The sequence below is a fragment of the Bacillus sp. BACIII genome, assembly GCF_057836745.1.
Map to the genome: position 1 here is coordinate 3,778,736 of NZ_CM174437.1, position 15,574 is coordinate 3,794,309.

Annotated in this window: 13 protein-coding genes and 4 tRNA genes; 1 reads left to right on the top strand and 16 read right to left on the bottom strand. The window is 46.0% G+C overall.

Translation table 11 applies throughout. From position 1 onward, the window contains the following. Positions 1-136: 136 nt before the first annotated feature. From ACXN9U_RS18620 to ACXN9U_RS18630, 3 genes are all read right to left on the bottom strand, one after another. Positions 137-1,342: an ornithine--oxo-acid transaminase gene (locus ACXN9U_RS18620; RefSeq protein WP_060963846.1), complete on the bottom strand. Its 1,206-nt coding sequence runs from the start codon at positions 1,340-1,342 to the stop codon at positions 137-139. 229 nt (positions 1,343-1,571) lie between these two features. Beyond that, positions 1,572-2,207 (bottom strand): SdpI family protein, encoded by a 636-nt coding sequence (locus ACXN9U_RS18625; RefSeq protein ID WP_489202021.1) that lies wholly within the window; start codon positions 2,205-2,207, stop codon positions 1,572-1,574. After that, positions 2,204-2,491 carry an autorepressor SdpR family transcription factor gene (locus ACXN9U_RS18630; RefSeq protein WP_047477365.1) on the bottom strand — a complete coding sequence of 96 codons (288 nt, stop codon included), beginning with the start codon at positions 2,489-2,491 and terminating at the stop codon, positions 2,204-2,206. Before ACXN9U_RS18630 ends, ACXN9U_RS18625 begins: the two co-directional genes overlap by 4 nt. A gap of 175 nt (positions 2,492-2,666) precedes the next feature. Between ACXN9U_RS18630 and ACXN9U_RS18635 the strand changes: the two genes are divergently transcribed. Beyond that, complete coding sequence (locus ACXN9U_RS18635; RefSeq protein ID WP_489202022.1) at positions 2,667-4,082, top strand: sigma-54 interaction domain-containing protein; 1,416 nt, start codon at positions 2,667-2,669, stop codon at positions 4,080-4,082. 162 nt (positions 4,083-4,244) lie between these two features. On the opposite strand, the gene ACXN9U_RS18640 is transcribed toward ACXN9U_RS18635, so the two are convergent. The 13 genes from ACXN9U_RS18640 to purA form a co-directional block, all read right to left on the bottom strand. Next, complete coding sequence (locus ACXN9U_RS18640; protein ID WP_489202023.1) at positions 4,245-5,669, bottom strand: sensor histidine kinase; 1,425 nt, start codon at positions 5,667-5,669, stop codon at positions 4,245-4,247. Beyond that, positions 5,666-5,848 carry a hypothetical protein gene (locus ACXN9U_RS18645; protein WP_489202024.1) on the bottom strand — a complete coding sequence of 61 codons (183 nt, stop codon included), beginning with the start codon at positions 5,846-5,848 and terminating at the stop codon, positions 5,666-5,668. The genes ACXN9U_RS18640 and ACXN9U_RS18645 overlap by 4 nt, the downstream gene beginning before the upstream one ends. Before the next feature lie 454 nt (positions 5,849-6,302). Further along, positions 6,303-7,499, bottom strand: coding sequence for a S1C family serine protease (locus tag ACXN9U_RS18650; protein ID WP_060963841.1), 1,197 nt, complete (start codon positions 7,497-7,499; stop codon positions 6,303-6,305). An 86-nt stretch (positions 7,500-7,585) separates the two neighbouring features. Then, the gene (locus ACXN9U_RS18655) at positions 7,586-8,380 is read right to left on the bottom strand and encodes an MBL fold metallo-hydrolase (RefSeq protein WP_016937374.1); all 795 of its coding nucleotides are present in this window, start codon (positions 8,378-8,380) and stop codon (positions 7,586-7,588) included. A gap of 14 nt (positions 8,381-8,394) precedes the next feature. Continuing rightward, on the bottom strand, positions 8,395-9,234 hold the full coding sequence (locus ACXN9U_RS18660) for a two-component system regulatory protein YycI (RefSeq protein ID WP_016937373.1): 840 nt from the start codon (positions 9,232-9,234) through the stop codon (positions 8,395-8,397). Next, entirely contained in the window at positions 9,221-10,579 is a 1,359-nt protein-coding gene (walH, locus tag ACXN9U_RS18665) for a WalRK two-component regulatory system regulator WalH (RefSeq protein ID WP_060963840.1), read from the bottom strand. Before walH ends, ACXN9U_RS18660 begins: the two co-directional genes overlap by 14 nt. Further along, positions 10,569-12,404 (bottom strand): cell wall metabolism sensor histidine kinase WalK, encoded by a 1,836-nt coding sequence (gene walK / locus ACXN9U_RS18670; RefSeq protein WP_016937371.1) that lies wholly within the window; start codon positions 12,402-12,404, stop codon positions 10,569-10,571. The genes walH and walK overlap by 11 nt, the downstream gene beginning before the upstream one ends. A 6-nt stretch (positions 12,405-12,410) precedes the next feature. Beyond that, a complete protein-coding gene (gene walR / locus ACXN9U_RS18675) occupies positions 12,411-13,118 on the bottom strand; it encodes a cell wall metabolism DNA-binding response regulator WalR (RefSeq protein ID WP_004393104.1) in 708 nt (235 codons plus the stop codon). A gap of 336 nt (positions 13,119-13,454) precedes the next feature. After that, positions 13,455-13,527: transfer RNA gene (locus ACXN9U_RS18680), tRNA-Phe, on the bottom strand. A 36-nt stretch (positions 13,528-13,563) separates the two neighbouring features. Beyond that, positions 13,564-13,640 (bottom strand) — tRNA-Asp (locus tag ACXN9U_RS18685). An 84-nt stretch (positions 13,641-13,724) separates the two neighbouring features. Beyond that, a tRNA-Glu gene (locus tag ACXN9U_RS18690) sits at positions 13,725-13,796 on the bottom strand. An 8-nt stretch (positions 13,797-13,804) separates the two neighbouring features. After that, positions 13,805-13,880 (bottom strand) — tRNA-Lys (locus tag ACXN9U_RS18695). Between the two features lie 202 nt (positions 13,881-14,082). Next, positions 14,083-15,375 carry an adenylosuccinate synthase gene (purA, locus tag ACXN9U_RS18700; RefSeq protein WP_060963838.1) on the bottom strand — a complete coding sequence of 431 codons (1,293 nt, stop codon included), beginning with the start codon at positions 15,373-15,375 and terminating at the stop codon, positions 14,083-14,085. Positions 15,376-15,574: the final 199 nt, after the last annotated feature.

Below are 15,574 nucleotides of genomic sequence, written 5' to 3' on the forward strand. Positions count from 1 at the left end.
GAAAGTTATATAAAATTCATTTTCGTACATAAAGATACATTATACTAAAATACTGTCGCCGCGCAAATAGAGTGTGCTGAATTTTTTATTTGTTAATTCCATACAAGCTGAGGGAAAGCGTCGCCATATCAAGTTTTTACGCGTTTTGAAGCACGTTTGTGATCTTTTGGATCGCCCAGTCCAAGTCTTCCTTGGAAATCATTAACGGCGGTGCAAAACGGATCACGGTATCATGTGTTTCTTTGCATAAAAGCCCTTCGCCTTTCAGCTTTTCACAGTACGGGCGGGCCGCTTCAGTCAGTTCCACGCCGATAAACAGGCCGCGTCCGCGCACGTCTTTTATGATAGGGTTATCGATTTTCTCAAGCTCTTCTTTAAAATACCGGCCAAGCTGAAGGGAACGCTCTGCCAGTCCTTCTTCCTCAAGGACTTCAAGAGATGCGAGCGATACCGCGCAAGCGAGCGGGTTTCCGCCGAATGTCGAGCCGTGGGAACCCGGATTAAACACGCCGAGAATATCACGGTTCGCCGCGATGCACGAAATCGGGAAGACACCGCCTCCGAGCGCTTTACCCAAGATAAACATATCCGGTACGATATTTTCCCAGTCAACCGCGAATGTTTTCCCTGTCCGGCCGAGTCCTGTTTGAATTTCATCAGCGATCAAGAGCACATTTTCTTCCTTACAAATAGCGGCCGCTTCTTGTAAAAATCCTTCCGGCGGAATAACGATGCCCGCTTCTCCCTGAATCGGTTCGAATAAGAAAGCGGCTGTGTTCGGCGTAATCGCCCGGCGCAGCGCTTCCGCGTCTCCGTATGGAATTAATTTTATACCCGGAAGCATAGGTCCGAAACCGCGTTTATACTCATCTTCTGAAGAAAGGGATACCGCAAGCATCGTTCTGCCGTGGAAGTTGCCGATACACGCAATGATTTCCGCCTGATTATCTTCTACTTCTTTGACCTCATAGGCCCAGCGTCTCGCCGCTTTGACAGCGGATTCAACAGCTTCCGCCCCCGTATTCATCGGCAGAATCATATCTTTTCCCGTCAGCTTGGCTGTTTTCTCATAAAACGGGCCGAGCTGATCGTTATGGAACGCGCGTGACGTCAAAGTGATTTTATCCGCCTGATCCTTCAGCGCCTGAATGATCTTCGGATGTCTGTGTCCCTGATTCACGGCAGAATAAGCACTGAGCATATCCATATATTGATTGCCTTCAGGGTCTTTTACCCAAACACCCTGCGCTTCAGAAATAACGATCGGAAGAGGATGGTAGTTGTTCGCACCGTAATGTGAAGTTTGGCTGATAATCTCTTGAGATTTTGTGAAAGCTGACATAATCTGATTCCCCCTTGTTTTGTATATCATTCAACATAAGATATTGCTTTCCCTTTTTATAAAGCAAGTTCCGTGCCAATCCGAAAAAACGGGATATTTCGCCAGCATTCTTTCTCTTCCTGCAAAATTTTCCGGCAGTTTGCGTGCAAACTTCAGCCAAGCGCAAAATTTTTTTGCATTCCCGCTGACAAAATAGGAGCAATCCAATTAGATTGCTCCCATTCAGCAGTTATTTATTCAATTGTCTTTGATAGACAATGTAAGAATATAGTAAAGATAATATGATACAGCCGATTGCGGCAATGAAAATGACTGACACTCTATACACTGGCGGCAAAAAAGCTGCAAGCATCATGATAATGCCCGCTAAGACAAAAATTTTCGAACTAACCCTGTGTGTATCCTTCCAAACTCTTTCACTGCTCAGCGTCCAAGGCGTTCTTATCCCCAAAAAGTAATTAGGCTTAACGATCTGAATAAAGTTTCCAAACACAATGAAAATGACCCCCACTATAAAGTTTCCTAAATAAGATATAGGGAGATCATATCCCAGGCCGGTCAAGATGGTCATCAGATTAATGACAAACAGAACCGCAAACATTGTATTAAATATAGCCATATATGGCCGAATAAATGTGTTGTAGTTATTTTTAGGATCAATCTTAGGGATGATAACCATTAAAATATATAGAATAATCATTATGCCAATAAGCATCATCATCGCATTAGCTTTCGTTTGGTAACCATTTGCACTTCCGTTTAATCCCCAGTGTGTCGCCAAAATGTCCGGTAAAGATGAATATGTGAAAACCCATGTTAAAACAGTTAAAACAATGATTCCTGCCGAAAAGAGATATTTTTTCATGATTCCCCGCCTTTCTTATTATCATGTTCTGAATCAGCCAAAGAAAAGAACCAGCCTATAAGATCCTGTAATACAGTGGTATTTAATGAATACATAATAAATTGGCCTTTCCTCTCATCGTGAACCAGATCAGTATTTTTCAATATGTTAAGGTGATGAGAAATACTGGGTTTTGACATTTCGAAGTGTTCCGCAATTTCTCCAGCTGTCATATCTTGTTTTTTTAATAAATCCAAAATTCTTCTCCTTGTAGGATCGGCTAGTGCTTTAAATGCTTTATTCAAGAACTTTCCCCCTCTCATACATGCATGATTTAGATATTTAAGTATATATCTAAATATCAATCATTTCCCTAAAAAAGTCAATGGTTTTATTACCTTAATTACCATTTATTTTTAAAATATCAGCCAAGCGCAACATTTTTTTGCGTTTCCTGATCGATTTATTTTAAAATAATGAATGTTAAGACGATTGGGAGGGGGAATTGACCTGCACACAACCAGCGAATTTTTCACACTCGTGTTACAAAGCATTCTGGAAGAGATTGATGTCGGGCTGCATGTGGTGGACGATAAGGGCAGCACCGTCATTTACAATAAGAAAATGATGCAGATTGAAGATATGGATGAACGGGACGTCCTGCATAAAAACCTGACTGATGTATTTATGTTTTCCAATCAGCAGGACAGCACACTCGTTCAGGCTCTTCAGGAAGGCAAAACGATTAAAAATGTAAAGCAAAGCTATTTCAATAACAAAGGCCAGGAAATCACGACGATCAACCACACCTTCCCGATTGTGCAAAACGGCGAGATCAAAGGCGCCGTGGAGATCGCCAAAGACGTCACCAAGCTCGAACGGCTGATCAGGGAGAATATGCACAGAAAAGAACAAAACAGCTACACGTTTGACAGCATTCTCGGCAACAGCCCGGTTATCCGGGAAGTCATCGAAAACGCGAAACGGGCAACCCGCACGTCATCGTCCGTGCTTTTGGCCGGTGAGACGGGAACCGGCAAGGAACTGTTCGCCCAAAGCATTCACAACGGCAGCCAGCGCTCAGGCGCCCCGTTTATATCACAAAACTGCGCCGCCCTGCCGGACAGTCTGGTCGAAAGCATTTTATTCGGCACGAAAAAAGGCGCCTTTACCGGAGCCATCGACCAGCCGGGCTTATTTGAGCAGGCGCAGGGAGGCACCCTTCTCCTTGATGAGATCAATTCTCTCAATCTCAGCCTGCAGGCCAAACTGCTCCGTGCCCTTCAGGAAAAGAAAATCAGGCGCATCGGATCAGCGCAGGACAAACCGATTGACGTCCGCATCATCGCCACGATGAATGAAGACCCGATCACCGCCATTTCAGAAGAGCGGCTGCGCAAAGATTTATACTACCGATTAAGCGTTGTCACACTGATCATTCCGCCGCTTAGGGAGCGCAAAGAGGACATTCTGCCTCTGGCCGAAGTCTTTATCCAGAAAAACAATCACCTGTTCCAAATGCATGTCGATTCGATCAGTGACGATGTGCAGCGATTCTTCCTGGAATATGACTGGCCGGGCAACATTCGCGAGCTTGAACATATGATTGAAGGCGCCATGAACTTTATGACGGATGAAACGACGATTACGGCCGCCCACCTTCCTTATCAGTACCGCATGAGAATCAAACCGGCTGACACGGACGCCAAAGCCGCCGCAAGCACCCAGCCCGGCACCGATTTAAAAGATAAAATGGAGAACTTCGAAAAATATATGATCGAAAAGATCCTGAGAAAACACGGCAATAACATATCCAAAACGGCAAACGAGCTCGGAATCAGCAGACAAAGCTTGCAATACCGCCTAAAAAAATTCGGTCTGGACCGGACGAAATGAATCCAACTGAAAAAAGGCTGAGATGCTCCTCAGCCTTTCGTCAGGTTATATCTGATTGGCGAGCCGCTCCCCGGTAAATCAAAAGTTCTCGCTCACTGCCAATGCCGGGTGAATTTTACTAATTTTCTTGTATAAGCGGGCATCTTTTTTGAATCAGCAGGCTTACCCCGGCAGCCGGATTACGAACACGGAGCCTTTTCCCTGCTCGCTTTTCACTTCAATTGTTCCGTTATGGCTGTCGATAATGGTTTTTGTAATGGCAAGACCCAGCCCGGCGCCGCCGTATTTACGGGATCGGGAGGTTTCTGCCCTGTAAAACCGGTCAAACAAATGAGGCACATGCTCCGGGGCGACGCCCGTCCCGTTGTCCGCCATCATGAGCATGATTCCGCCGTCTTTCTGCAGGGAGACGGTGATGACGCCCGTTTCTTCATCCGTATGCTGCACCGCATTGTAAAAAAGATTGAGAATGACCTGGTTCATTTTGTCTTTGTCAAAAACGGATTCAATCTTTTGATCGACAAAAAACTCGAGCTTCCGTTTTCCCGCCAGCAGCCTCAGCTGAGCCTCCATTTCCAAAATGACGTCTCCCAGCGCGCCTTTTTTCATTTCAAAGCTCGGGTCCCGGTCCATCTTCGCGAGAAACAGAAGGTCCTCTATCAGCTTATTCGCTCTGGCGGATTCCGCGTACAGACTTTGAAGCGCTTTTTCTTTCTGCTCCGGCTTCTCCGCCGCTCCGCGCATTAAAATTTCAATAAAGCCGTGAATGGAGGTAAGCGGTGCTCTCAGCTCATGTGACGTGTCTGATACAAACTGCAGGATGCGCTCCTTCGCTTCTTTTTCCGCCTGAAACGCGGTTTCAATCCGTCCCAGCATCTGATTGATGGATATGCCCAGCGACTCCATTTCTGCATGCCTTTTATCAATCGGCAGCCGTTTATCGAGACTGGCGGCATTGATGTCATCCAGCATACGCCCAATGCGCGATAATGGCTTGAGTGTGAGCCGGATCATCGGTAAGAAAACAAACAGTCCGATGACCAGAGCCGCAAAAGAAAGCACCGCAAAAATGCCGATCTGGCGGAAAAGCGAATCATTCAGAGGCTGTGTCAGCGTGCTCATTTGCACAACTCCCGCCTGTCTTCCGTCAACGGAAATCGCCTGAAACACGGCGATGATTTCCTTACCCGCTTTATTGTGAGCCACCTGATAGTGAAGCGCCATGGGGTCTGTCAGCGCATCCCGATACACGTTTTTCGGAAAAGATGGGGCGGCTCCCGCTTGCGGGTCTTCTGATAAAACAGACATCTTGTATGATGGATTGATAAAAGCAGCCGTCATCCCGGGGTAAATCAAATTCGGGTGGGCCGGTGTTTCGGAACGGGCAAGGGTTTTGATTGACCTCCATACACTTTGATTCATTGAATGGATATAGCTCTGGATGCTGATCGCCTGATTTTCATACATCGTCCGTGCCATAAACATGTACTGAGTGCCGCCGATGAAGCATAACAGCAGGGCCAAAATCGCCAGTGACCTGAACAGGAGCTGGAATCGCAGGGTTCTGTACAGCTTTCTCCGCTTCATCTCAGGTCCGCCCTGCATCCGGCGCCCCGCACCTTGTGCTCTTTGTCCCTCAGCTTTTCGCGTAAAGAGCGAATATATGCTCCGAGAACCGTTCCGTGGTGAAGCCCCATCGTTATCAAATCAATGAGTGCGGACCCGCCGGCTGCACTCAGCATCCGGATGCCTTTCAACTTATTCATGATGCAGTCTCTCCTTAGATGTATCAGCCTGTGTTTATTTTTTTCGCTTCCTCTTCTATTATTCGCTTTTATCTGAAACAAAACGGAATCTAAGCTGAATTGGTTAAAGTCAACGCCGAAAACGGTGCAGTCTGCACATAACAATAATTTCACCTGCCGCTTCAATTTTGCAGCATCAGTCTGTTTCTGCCTATTTTCAACTGAGCGTGTTGCGGCCCGCCTTCAGGAAAAAACGGCATAAAAAAAGCGCCCCGAAAAAGGACGTTTGATATGACATGTTTCATTTTCTTAAATTCTGCATTCTAAAATAATTCTTCCTTCACATTCACCTTCAATTTCATTCAATACGATGACCACATCAGCCGTTTTCATGTGTTTCACCTCCCTGTTTCATAATAGTATAATATTAACAAATAAATCAATAAAAAACAGCCCGGATGTCCGGGCTGTTTTTTTATTTCTTTAATCGATCCGCTTCTGTCAGTTTGACTTCCGCTGTTTTTTTCTTTCCTGAACGGTAGAACGTGATGTTCACACGGTCGCCGATCTTTTTGCGATACAGACGTTCACGAAGGTCCACAATGTCATTGACCTTATGACCGTCGAAATCGGTGATCACGTCAAGCTTTTTCAGCCCTGCTTTGCCGGCCGGTGAAAACGCGTCGACACCCATAATGACCGCCCCGGTTTTAACACCTTTCGGAAGTTTCAGCGTCTGGCTCCAATGGTAGCTCGCAATATCCGTTAAAGATTTCATCTCGATACCGAGGAAAGGCCGTCTGACTTCTCCGTATTTTTCTAAATCCTGAATAACGGGAATGACAAGCTTTGAAGGGATGGACAGGCCGATCCCTTCAACGGCGGATTCGGCAATCTTCATTGAGTTGATGCCGACCACCTTACCCGATATATCCATCAAAGCGCCGCCGCTGTTGCCGGGATTAATCGCGGCGTCGGTCTGCAGCACTTCCGCATTCCAGTCCGGCTGTCCGTCGCCGTTTGAGTCAACGGGCACCGCCCTTTCCTTGCCAGAAATGATTCCCTGTGTCACTGAGCCCGCAAATTCAAGCCCGAGCGGATTTCCGATCGCCACGACCGGTTCTCCGACTTTGACTTGATCGGAATTGCCGAACTGGGCGGCCGATTTGATTTTATCAGACTTCACCTTCAGCACGGCCAGATCCATCAGACGGTCGCTCCCGATCAGTTCGGCAGGCACGCGCGAGTCATCTTTCAGACTGATCTCAATCTCAGTCGCACCTTCAATGACATGGTGATTGGTTACGATATAAGAAGTGTTTCCGTTCTTTTTGTAAATGACACCGGACCCGCTTCCCGCTTCGCCGCCCTCTCCCCAAATATCGGTCTTTTGGATATTGAGAACGCCGACTACCGAATCCGATACACGGCTGACCATATTCGTGACAGCATCATTGACATTTACGTTGACTGTTTTCACTTGTTCGCTGCCGATACGCTGATTGGCGCCTTTGCTGCTTTCACCATGGTCTCCGCCTGTCCAGTACGGCAGCAGTAAAGCCATGAGCGCGGCCCCGACGATGACGCCGATCAGACTAGAAAGGAAGTATCCTCTCTTGCTGCGGCGGGGCTGTTCGGGGGCGTACTGTTCATCATCGCGATTATAATCCACCCTATCTCAAATCCTTTCAAGAGAACTCAATTTGCTTATAGTGTGGGTTATATCGCGGATTAATAATCATGATTCATTTGGAAAAATTACACGGCGCACAGCGGCGTCGGGATTTTCGGATCGGTATCAAATAATTGAAACGTTTCCCCCGCGACAAATCCTTTCGCAGCCAATGTCTGCTGCACGGACATTCTCGCCAGTTCCTTCATATTGTTGTCTTGGCTCAGATGCGCCAAATAAATGCGTGATGTGCCGTCGCCGATGACATCGGTCATGGCGAGCGCCGCGTCTTCATTTGAGACGTGGCCGACATCGCTTAAAATCCGCCGCTTAATGCTCCAAGGGTATCTGCCCATTTGCAGCATGCCGACGTCATGGTTGCTTTCAAACACAAATACATTGGCCGAACGGATAATGCCTTTCATTCTGTCGCTCACATATCCGGTGTCCGTCATCAGCGCGAGCTTTCTGCCTTGGTAATGGAAAACATAAAACATCGGCTCGGCCGCGTCATGAGAGACGCCGAATGACTCAACATCAAGCCCGCCGAAAGATTTCACGCTTTCCATCGGGAACAAAAACTTTTGTCCGGTATCCAGCTTGCCGATCTGATTCTCCATCGCTTTCCACGTCTTTTCATTAGCGTAGACGGGAAGACCGTACTTTCTCGCAATGACGCCGAGCCCTTTAATATGGTCGCTGTGCTCATGAGTGACAAAGATGCCGTCCACGTCGTCTATCTTGCGGCCGATTCTCTCCATCAGCCCGTCCATCGCTTTACCGCTCAGGCCGGCATCCACCAGAAAAGAGTGCTCCTCTGTCTCCAGATAAAACGCGTTTCCGGTACTCCCGCTCGCAAGAACGCTAAATTGCAAGCTCATTTGTTCTCACTCCATTATTTATTTTGATTGTTATCAATGACTGTGCTTTCCAAAGCATTCACAGTGTACGTTTGCTGTGTCTTTTTCTTCGTCCCTTTTGACTTATCTTCAATTGTAATTCTCCATACCGGCGCCAGCACCTGCGTACTTGTCAGCGGGTATTGGGCAATATAGCCGAATTTGACGCTTTTGACGGCGCAATTCGCTTTTAAGTAATTTTGAGAATACAATAATTCGACCGCATCCAGCTCAGGAATCAGGCTTTCCGTCTGGATTCGCTTGAATGACTCCAGCATGGTCTGCTCGTAAGACACGACCTCGTTTTTATCGTTCAGATGCAGAATCACCTGTCCGATCGCATCCGTGGACGAGTCAAAATCCTGATAAATAAACTGTCCGTCATACGTCTGGTAAAAAATGATCTGTTTTTGATCCTTGTCGACTTTCCACAGTTTATATTTTTCACCGCCGGTTATTTTAGAGCTCACGAGCGATTCGGCATCATCCTGCGGTTTTTGCTTCGATAAACCGACCGGATCGGTAAATTTCATTTTCAGCGTCGTGACCTTGTGATCATCCGCCGGCATCTCCATTAAAGGCTTTTGATCCTTCAAGGCATCAATATCTTCCGCGGTAAATACCTTTTGGCCCGCCGTCAGCCGGTAGCCCGTCGCGGAATCAGAGGACAGGTTGCCGAATGTGATATGATCCATCTCCATGTCTTTTTCCACATTTGAATTTTTAATCACTTCGTATTCACTGCTTGAGCGTTTTTCAAAAAACTGATAGCCGAGAAAAATATCGAGGATGAGGAAGGCAATGATGAAGATCGTTTTTGTCTTATTCCACTCCATTATCGTCCTCCTCCTTCCCCAGCAGATCTTTCGTAATCGGAACGATCTTCCCGTTGATTTTCATACTCCAGACGGGTTCCAGCTCAACAAGATCATTCGTTGACGAAGATACCATTTGATAGGACAGGAAGATCTGGTCGATTTTGTTCACATCGTATTTATCCTGCTGCTCCAGCAGAGACACAATCTCATTGCCGCTCATCATTTTTACGTCTTTTGTTTTAATCGGATTCGGCCCGAGAACATAGTTCGGCCGCTTGTAGCTGAGAACCTCGTCATTGGCCCATTGCAGGGTTATAACAGGCCCGGATCCGAAAGGCTTAGACGTGCTGTTGATGACAGGCATTTGATCTTTAAACATGTAGAAACTCAGCTGCTGGTTATCACTCACATTGAAAAATTGATAATGATCCGTCCAGCTCCCCGTATCCTCTAAATATTTATAGCTTTTCTTAATCAGCTCTCCCGTTTGGTAAGAAGCGCTTTGCGCCAGGTTCCGGTGCTGGAACTGTATCTGCCGCTGCGTCGAATTGATTTCCAGACGGCTGATTCCGTCAGTCAGCACGTTCCGATTGTAATTCGGGTCCTCTCTGACCGTGCTCGGATCGTTAAAGAGCGTCTGCTTAAACAGGTTCGTCTTAATGGTTTCAGTGATAAATTCTTTTTCCTTCATATTAAACCGCGCATTTGGCATGAGAAATTCTTTGCTTTTCCCGACCGAATAGAGGTGGTATAACGGCATACTCGATTTTTTGCTGTACAGCTCGTTCATCAGATTGCGGTAATTTGCCGATTCGACAGTCACTTCCAGAATCAGCTGTTTGCTGTAAGAGACCATGTAAATCTTCTTATTCGGCTTATTCTCATTAAACGGAATGACAATATGGTCAAATGAGCTGTATTCCATTGACTGATTCGACCATTTAAACATCGTTTGGAAGAAATCAATCGGAATGGTGTCATTGAATTGCAGATCAAGCTTTGCCGAATTCCCATTTCTGCCGTAAAGCCAATTTTTAAAACCGAGTTTGTCGTATTGATCAGAAATATCCTTCATCCCTTTTACTTCCCATTGCGGCAAATCCGCCCACAGGTCATTAAAGAGCGTTTCATCAACCACTTTATAATGAGAGCCGTTTGTATGAATGAACATATCCCGGGGTTTTACCGTTTGCGACATTTTTTGGCTCGTTTTATCAATTTTATGCTTTTCCCGGACAGTCGATTTGGTTGAGGCCGTGCCTTCTGAGAAATTGGGCTGGAATGTCCAAATTCCCCATGTTAAAACAAGACTAATGACGACTAGCACCGACAGTATGACTGTTTTTATATTTTCACGCCTCATCCCAATCATCCTCTTGCTCTTCTTTATATGGAAGAGTAAATGTAATCTTCGTGCCTTTGCCTTCTACACTGTCGGCCCAAATGTCCCCGCCGTGCGCCTGAACCATCTCTTTTGCAATCGCAAGGCCGAGTCCGGTGCCGCCTAGCTTTCTCGTCCGCGCCTTATCAACCCTGTAGAAACGGTCAAATACTTTTTCCACATCTTTTTTCGGAATGCCGATCCCTTCATCTTTTACGCTGATGTAGAGCAGCTCTTCTTTCTCATTCACATCGACTGAGAAGGTGACATGTCCGCCTTCCGGTGAGTATTTCAATGCGTTAGAAATGATATTATCGAGAACCTGCGTCACTTTATCCTGATCAATCTCCACGTACAGATTTCTGTCCGGCAGCTCGCGGATAAATTCGACATGCTGTTCTTTCGTCATTTCAAAACGGTCAATAATCAGAGACATAAAGCGGATCATATGAATCCACTCTCGATTAAACTGATAATCTTTGCTGTCGAACTTAGACAGCTGAAGCAGATCATTCACCAATCGGATCATGCGCTCAGTTTCATTTTGGGTCACCATTAAGAAACGCGGAGCGATCTCTTTGTTTTCCCACGCGCCTTCTGCAAGCGCCTCTAGATAGCTTCGCATTGTCGTCAGCGGTGTCCGAAGTTCATGGGACACATTCGCAACGAATTCTCTGCGCTCGCGATCGAGTTTTTCCTGCTCGGTGACATCATAAAGAACCGCGATTAAACCATCAATTTTTCCGTGCTCTCTCTGAATAACGGAAAAATTGACCCGCAGCACAGTCGTTTCATCGTCACGTTCGATCTCCAGCAGCATGGAGTCCTGCTGTTCTACTAAATCCTCAAATGTAAAGTTCTCTTTTATGCCCAATAAAGACGTAATCGGCATCTCTAAAGCCGTTTCACGTGAAACATTCAGCAGCTCAAGCGCAGGGCTGTTTAACAGAATAATAGCCCCGTTGCGATTCGTGGCGATGACGCCGTCCGTCATATACGCGATAACGGAAGAAAGCTTTCTTCTCTCCCCTTCCGTCATGGCTTGGGCATCTTCAAGCTCTTTCGTCAGATGGTTGAAAGTCGTTGCGAGCTGACCGATTTCATCATGCCCGTATTTTCGAACCTTTCTGGAGAAATTCCCTTTTGCCAGTTCCATCGCCTGCTTACGCATATCCGAAAGCGGATGGGTAATGGTCCGGGCGAGAAATATACCGAGAAGAGCCGTCAGAACGAGGGCTAAGCCTGTTCCTGAAGCAAGGATCGAGTTGACTGTTTTCATTTGGTTAAAGGTATCTTCCATACTGGCCACGACATATATCGCGCCGACAACTTCCTGATTCTCTGTAATGACCGGTTTTGCCGAAATCAGCACTCTGTTTTTGCTTTTAGGATCATAATATTTTTTTGAATAGGCCTGTTTTGTAGAGAAAATCCGTTTAAAAATCGGGTCAGTCGTCTGTTTCCCCGCTATTTCCTCGCCATAAGGCCTCGAAGAACCGACGACCTCATAGCTTTTATCAACAAAGGTAATTTCCCGTATTTCATTGTTTTTCGTAAAATCATTCAAAATACGCTTGACGTCGTCTTTAATGACGGTGCCGTCATTGTCCCCTTTATATTCCTGCTCAATATAATAGGAAAGGTTATCAATCCGCTGATTTAACGATAATTCATAGGACTTGAGAAGAGAATTCTCCACCTGTTTCACAAAGTACACGCCGATAATCTGCATGGCAATGATAATAAGAAGCACATAGATCAGCGTGATCTTAAATTGAATCGACCGAAAAAAACCAACCTTATTCATCGCCGGTTAGTCCTGTTCAGGGTTTCTCAAGTAATAACCGACACCCCGTCTTGTGACGATCCAGTTCGGATGGCTCGGATTATCCTCGATTTTCTCGCGAAGGCGGCGAACTGTCACATCCACCGTTCTCACGTCACCGAAATAGTCATAGCCCCACACAGTCTGCAGCAGATGCTCACGCGTCATGACCTGTCCGATATGTTTGGCTAAGTAATGCAGCAATTCAAATTCACGATGGGTCAGCTCGATCGTTTCTTCTCTTTTTGATACGACATAAGCGTCAGGGAAGATGACGAGAGAACCGATATGAATGTCATTAGAAGCTGATTCTTCCTCAGCCGGCGCAACCGTAAGCTGGCGTCGCAGGTTAGCTTTAACGCGGGCCAGAAGCTCACGCGTGCTGAAAGGCTTAGTGACATAGTCATCCGCTCCGATTTCAAGTCCGATGACCTTGTCAATCTCCGAGTCTTTTGCCGTCAGCATAATAATCGGCATATCATATTTTTTCCGGACTTCCCGGCACACTTCAACTCCGTCTTTATTCGGAAGCATAATATCTAATAGAATTAAATCAGGCTGAAGCTCCTCCACCATTTCCACGGCTTCGTTTCCGTCGTACGCACAGTGCACGTCATAGCCTTCTTTTCTTAAATTAAACTCTAATATATCTGCAATCGGTTTTTCATCATCGACTACAAGGATTTTCTTATCCATCATCTTGATTTTCCTCCTGCCAGAATGACTTCATTTCATCTATTGATGTTTCATGATGATCACAATTCGGATCGTGAAAAACGTTCCCTGTCTATTATAACGGTTTCAGGTCAAAAGATAAAAAAATTAAAGAGAACAGCGCAAAAACGTATTGAACTGCCATCCTTTTGTCATGTTTTTTATTTTCTTTTAAAAAATAATATTTTTTTGAAACCTCACGAAAAAAAACGCCGTCTACTGTTTGACGTCTTCTTCTGGGCCGGCTGAAAAGCCGGCTCTCCCTTTTTTTATCACAAAGAAAAAACGCACCTACTATTGCAGATGCGTTTGGGTAAGTGGCTCGGGACGGAATCGAACCGCCGACACACGGATTTTCAGTCCGTTGCTCTACCAACTGAGCTACCGAGCCAGATGTTTCTTTTCTATACTATAAAGTAAAGTAAAATGGCGGTCCGGACGGGACTCGAACCCGCGACCTCCTGCGTGACAGGCAGGCATTCTAACCAACTGAACTACCGGACCTTACAGTAATTTGTCCGGGGAACCGTATCGTGGCGGTCCTCCCAGGACAAATAAGGAGTTAGCAATAACGCTAAAGTAAATCAATGACCCGTACGGGATTCGAACCCGTGTTACCGCCGTGAAAGGGCGGTGTCTTAACCGCTTGACCAACGGGCCATAAAAAGTGGTGAGCCATGAAGGACTCGAACCTTCGACCCTCTGATTAAAAGTCAGATGCTCTACCAACTGAGCTAATGGCTCTTGATGTGTCGGATTATGTATCATAGAGCATTCAGACAAAAGCTTTCTTGCAGTACTCTATTGAAGCTGTTCCGTAACAACGAGATTTATAATATCATAGAACATTCGAAAGTGGCAACTACTTTTTTGAAAAAAATCTATTATTTTTTTCCTACATAAAAAAACAAGCCTCCGGTCACGGAGGCTTGTCTGCTGTAAATCCTTAGTTAGCACGGTATACACTGCGGATGACGTTCGTTTGTGAACGGTCAGGACCGACAGAGAAAATAGAAAGCGGAATACCTGTCAGCTGAGACACGCGTTCCAGATAATGGCGCGCGTTTTCAGGAAGGTCGCTTAACGTTTTTGCGCCTGTAATATCTTCCGTCCAGCCAGGCATTTCTTCATATACCGGTTCACACTCAGCGAGGTCTTTCAGGCTTGCCGGGAATTCTTCAATCACTTCACCTTTGTAGCGGTAAGCGACACAGATCTTCAGCGTTTCAATGCCAGTCAGCACATCAATTGAGTTCAGAGAAAGATCTGTGATTCCGCTGACGCGGCGGGCGTGGCGGACAACAACGCTGTCAAACCAGCCGACACGGCGAGGGCGTCCTGTCGTTGTGCCGTATTCGCGTCCGACTTCACGGATTTGATCTCCGATTTCGTCTTTCAGCTCAGTTGGGAAAGGACCGTCACCGACACGGGTTGTGTACGCTTTCGATACACCGACGACGTGCTGGATTTTTGTCGGGCCAACGCCTGAACCGATCGTCACCCCTCCGGCGACCGGGTTGGATGAAGTGACAAATGGGTATGTCCCTTGGTCGATATCAAGCATAACCCCTTGAGCGCCTTCAAATAAGACACGGCGGCCTTCATCCAGCGCGTCATTTAAGACGACGGATGTATCGCATACATACTTTTTAATCTGCTGGCCGTATTCATAATACTCATCCAGAATATCTTCAATTTTGAAGCCGTCCGTTTCATACATTTTTTCAAGAAGACGGTTTTTCTCTTCAAGGTTCCGCTCAAGCTTTTCTGCAAACACGTCGCGATCTAACAGGTCTGCGATCCGAATGCCGATCCGCGCCGCTTTGTCCATATAAGCAGGTCCGATGCCTTTTTTCGTTGTGCCGATCTTATTGGCCCCTTTGCGTTCTTCCTCTACTTCATCCAGTTTCAGATGATACGGAAGAATCACGTGGGCTCTGTTGCTGATTCTCAAGTTATCCGTGCTCACATTGCGTTCATGAAGATACGCAAGCTCCGTTACGAGCGCTTTCGGATCAACAACCATTCCGTTCCCGATGACACACGCTTTTTCTTTATAAAAAATTCCTGATGGGATTAAATGAAGCTTGTACGTGACGCCATCAAACTTGATGGTATGTCCTGCATTGTTTCCGCCTTGATAACGTGCGATCACTTCTGCATTTTCTGATAGGAAATCTGTAATTTTACCTTTTCCTTCATCGCCCCACTGCGTACCTACTACGACTACTGAAGACATATATCCGTGCACCTCCGTTAACCTTTCAAAACGATATCTCATTCAAACAAATTAAGTGTATCAGTGCCGAAACAGAAAGTCAATCGTAAATCCGAACATTAAAATCTTATCATTCTATATTTGTTCGCCTTAATTCCGTTTAAAAGCGTTTTCTCTTTCATTTGTTATCTATTACTCCTGAAACTTTCATACTTTAACA

Coding starts and splice junctions, on each gene's coding strand:
- ACXN9U_RS18660 (WP_016937373.1), bottom strand. CDS start 9,234: ATGGAGTGGAATAAGACAAAAACGATCTTCATCATTGCCTTCCTCATC.
- ACXN9U_RS18635 (WP_489202022.1), top strand. CDS start 2,667: ATGTTAAGACGATTGGGAGGGGGAATTGACCTGCACACAACCAGCGAA.
- walK (WP_016937371.1), bottom strand. CDS start 12,404: ATGAATAAGGTTGGTTTTTTTCGGTCGATTCAATTTAAGATCACGCTG.
- ACXN9U_RS18640 (WP_489202023.1), bottom strand. CDS start 5,669: ATGAAGCGGAGAAAGCTGTACAGAACCCTGCGATTCCAGCTCCTGTTC.
- purA (WP_060963838.1), bottom strand. CDS start 15,375: ATGTCTTCAGTAGTCGTAGTAGGTACGCAGTGGGGCGATGAAGGAAAA.
- walR (WP_004393104.1), bottom strand. CDS start 13,118: ATGGATAAGAAAATCCTTGTAGTCGATGATGAAAAACCGATTGCAGAT.
- walH (WP_060963840.1), bottom strand. CDS start 10,579: ATGAGGCGTGAAAATATAAAAACAGTCATACTGTCGGTGCTAGTCGTC.
- ACXN9U_RS18620 (WP_060963846.1), bottom strand. CDS start 1,342: ATGTCAGCTTTCACAAAATCTCAAGAGATTATCAGCCAAACTTCACAT.
- ACXN9U_RS18625 (WP_489202021.1), bottom strand. CDS start 2,207: ATGAAAAAATATCTCTTTTCGGCAGGAATCATTGTTTTAACTGTTTTA.
- ACXN9U_RS18655 (WP_016937374.1), bottom strand. CDS start 8,380: ATGAGCTTGCAATTTAGCGTTCTTGCGAGCGGGAGTACCGGAAACGCG.
- ACXN9U_RS18645 (WP_489202024.1), bottom strand. CDS start 5,848: ATGAATAAGTTGAAAGGCATCCGGATGCTGAGTGCAGCCGGCGGGTCC.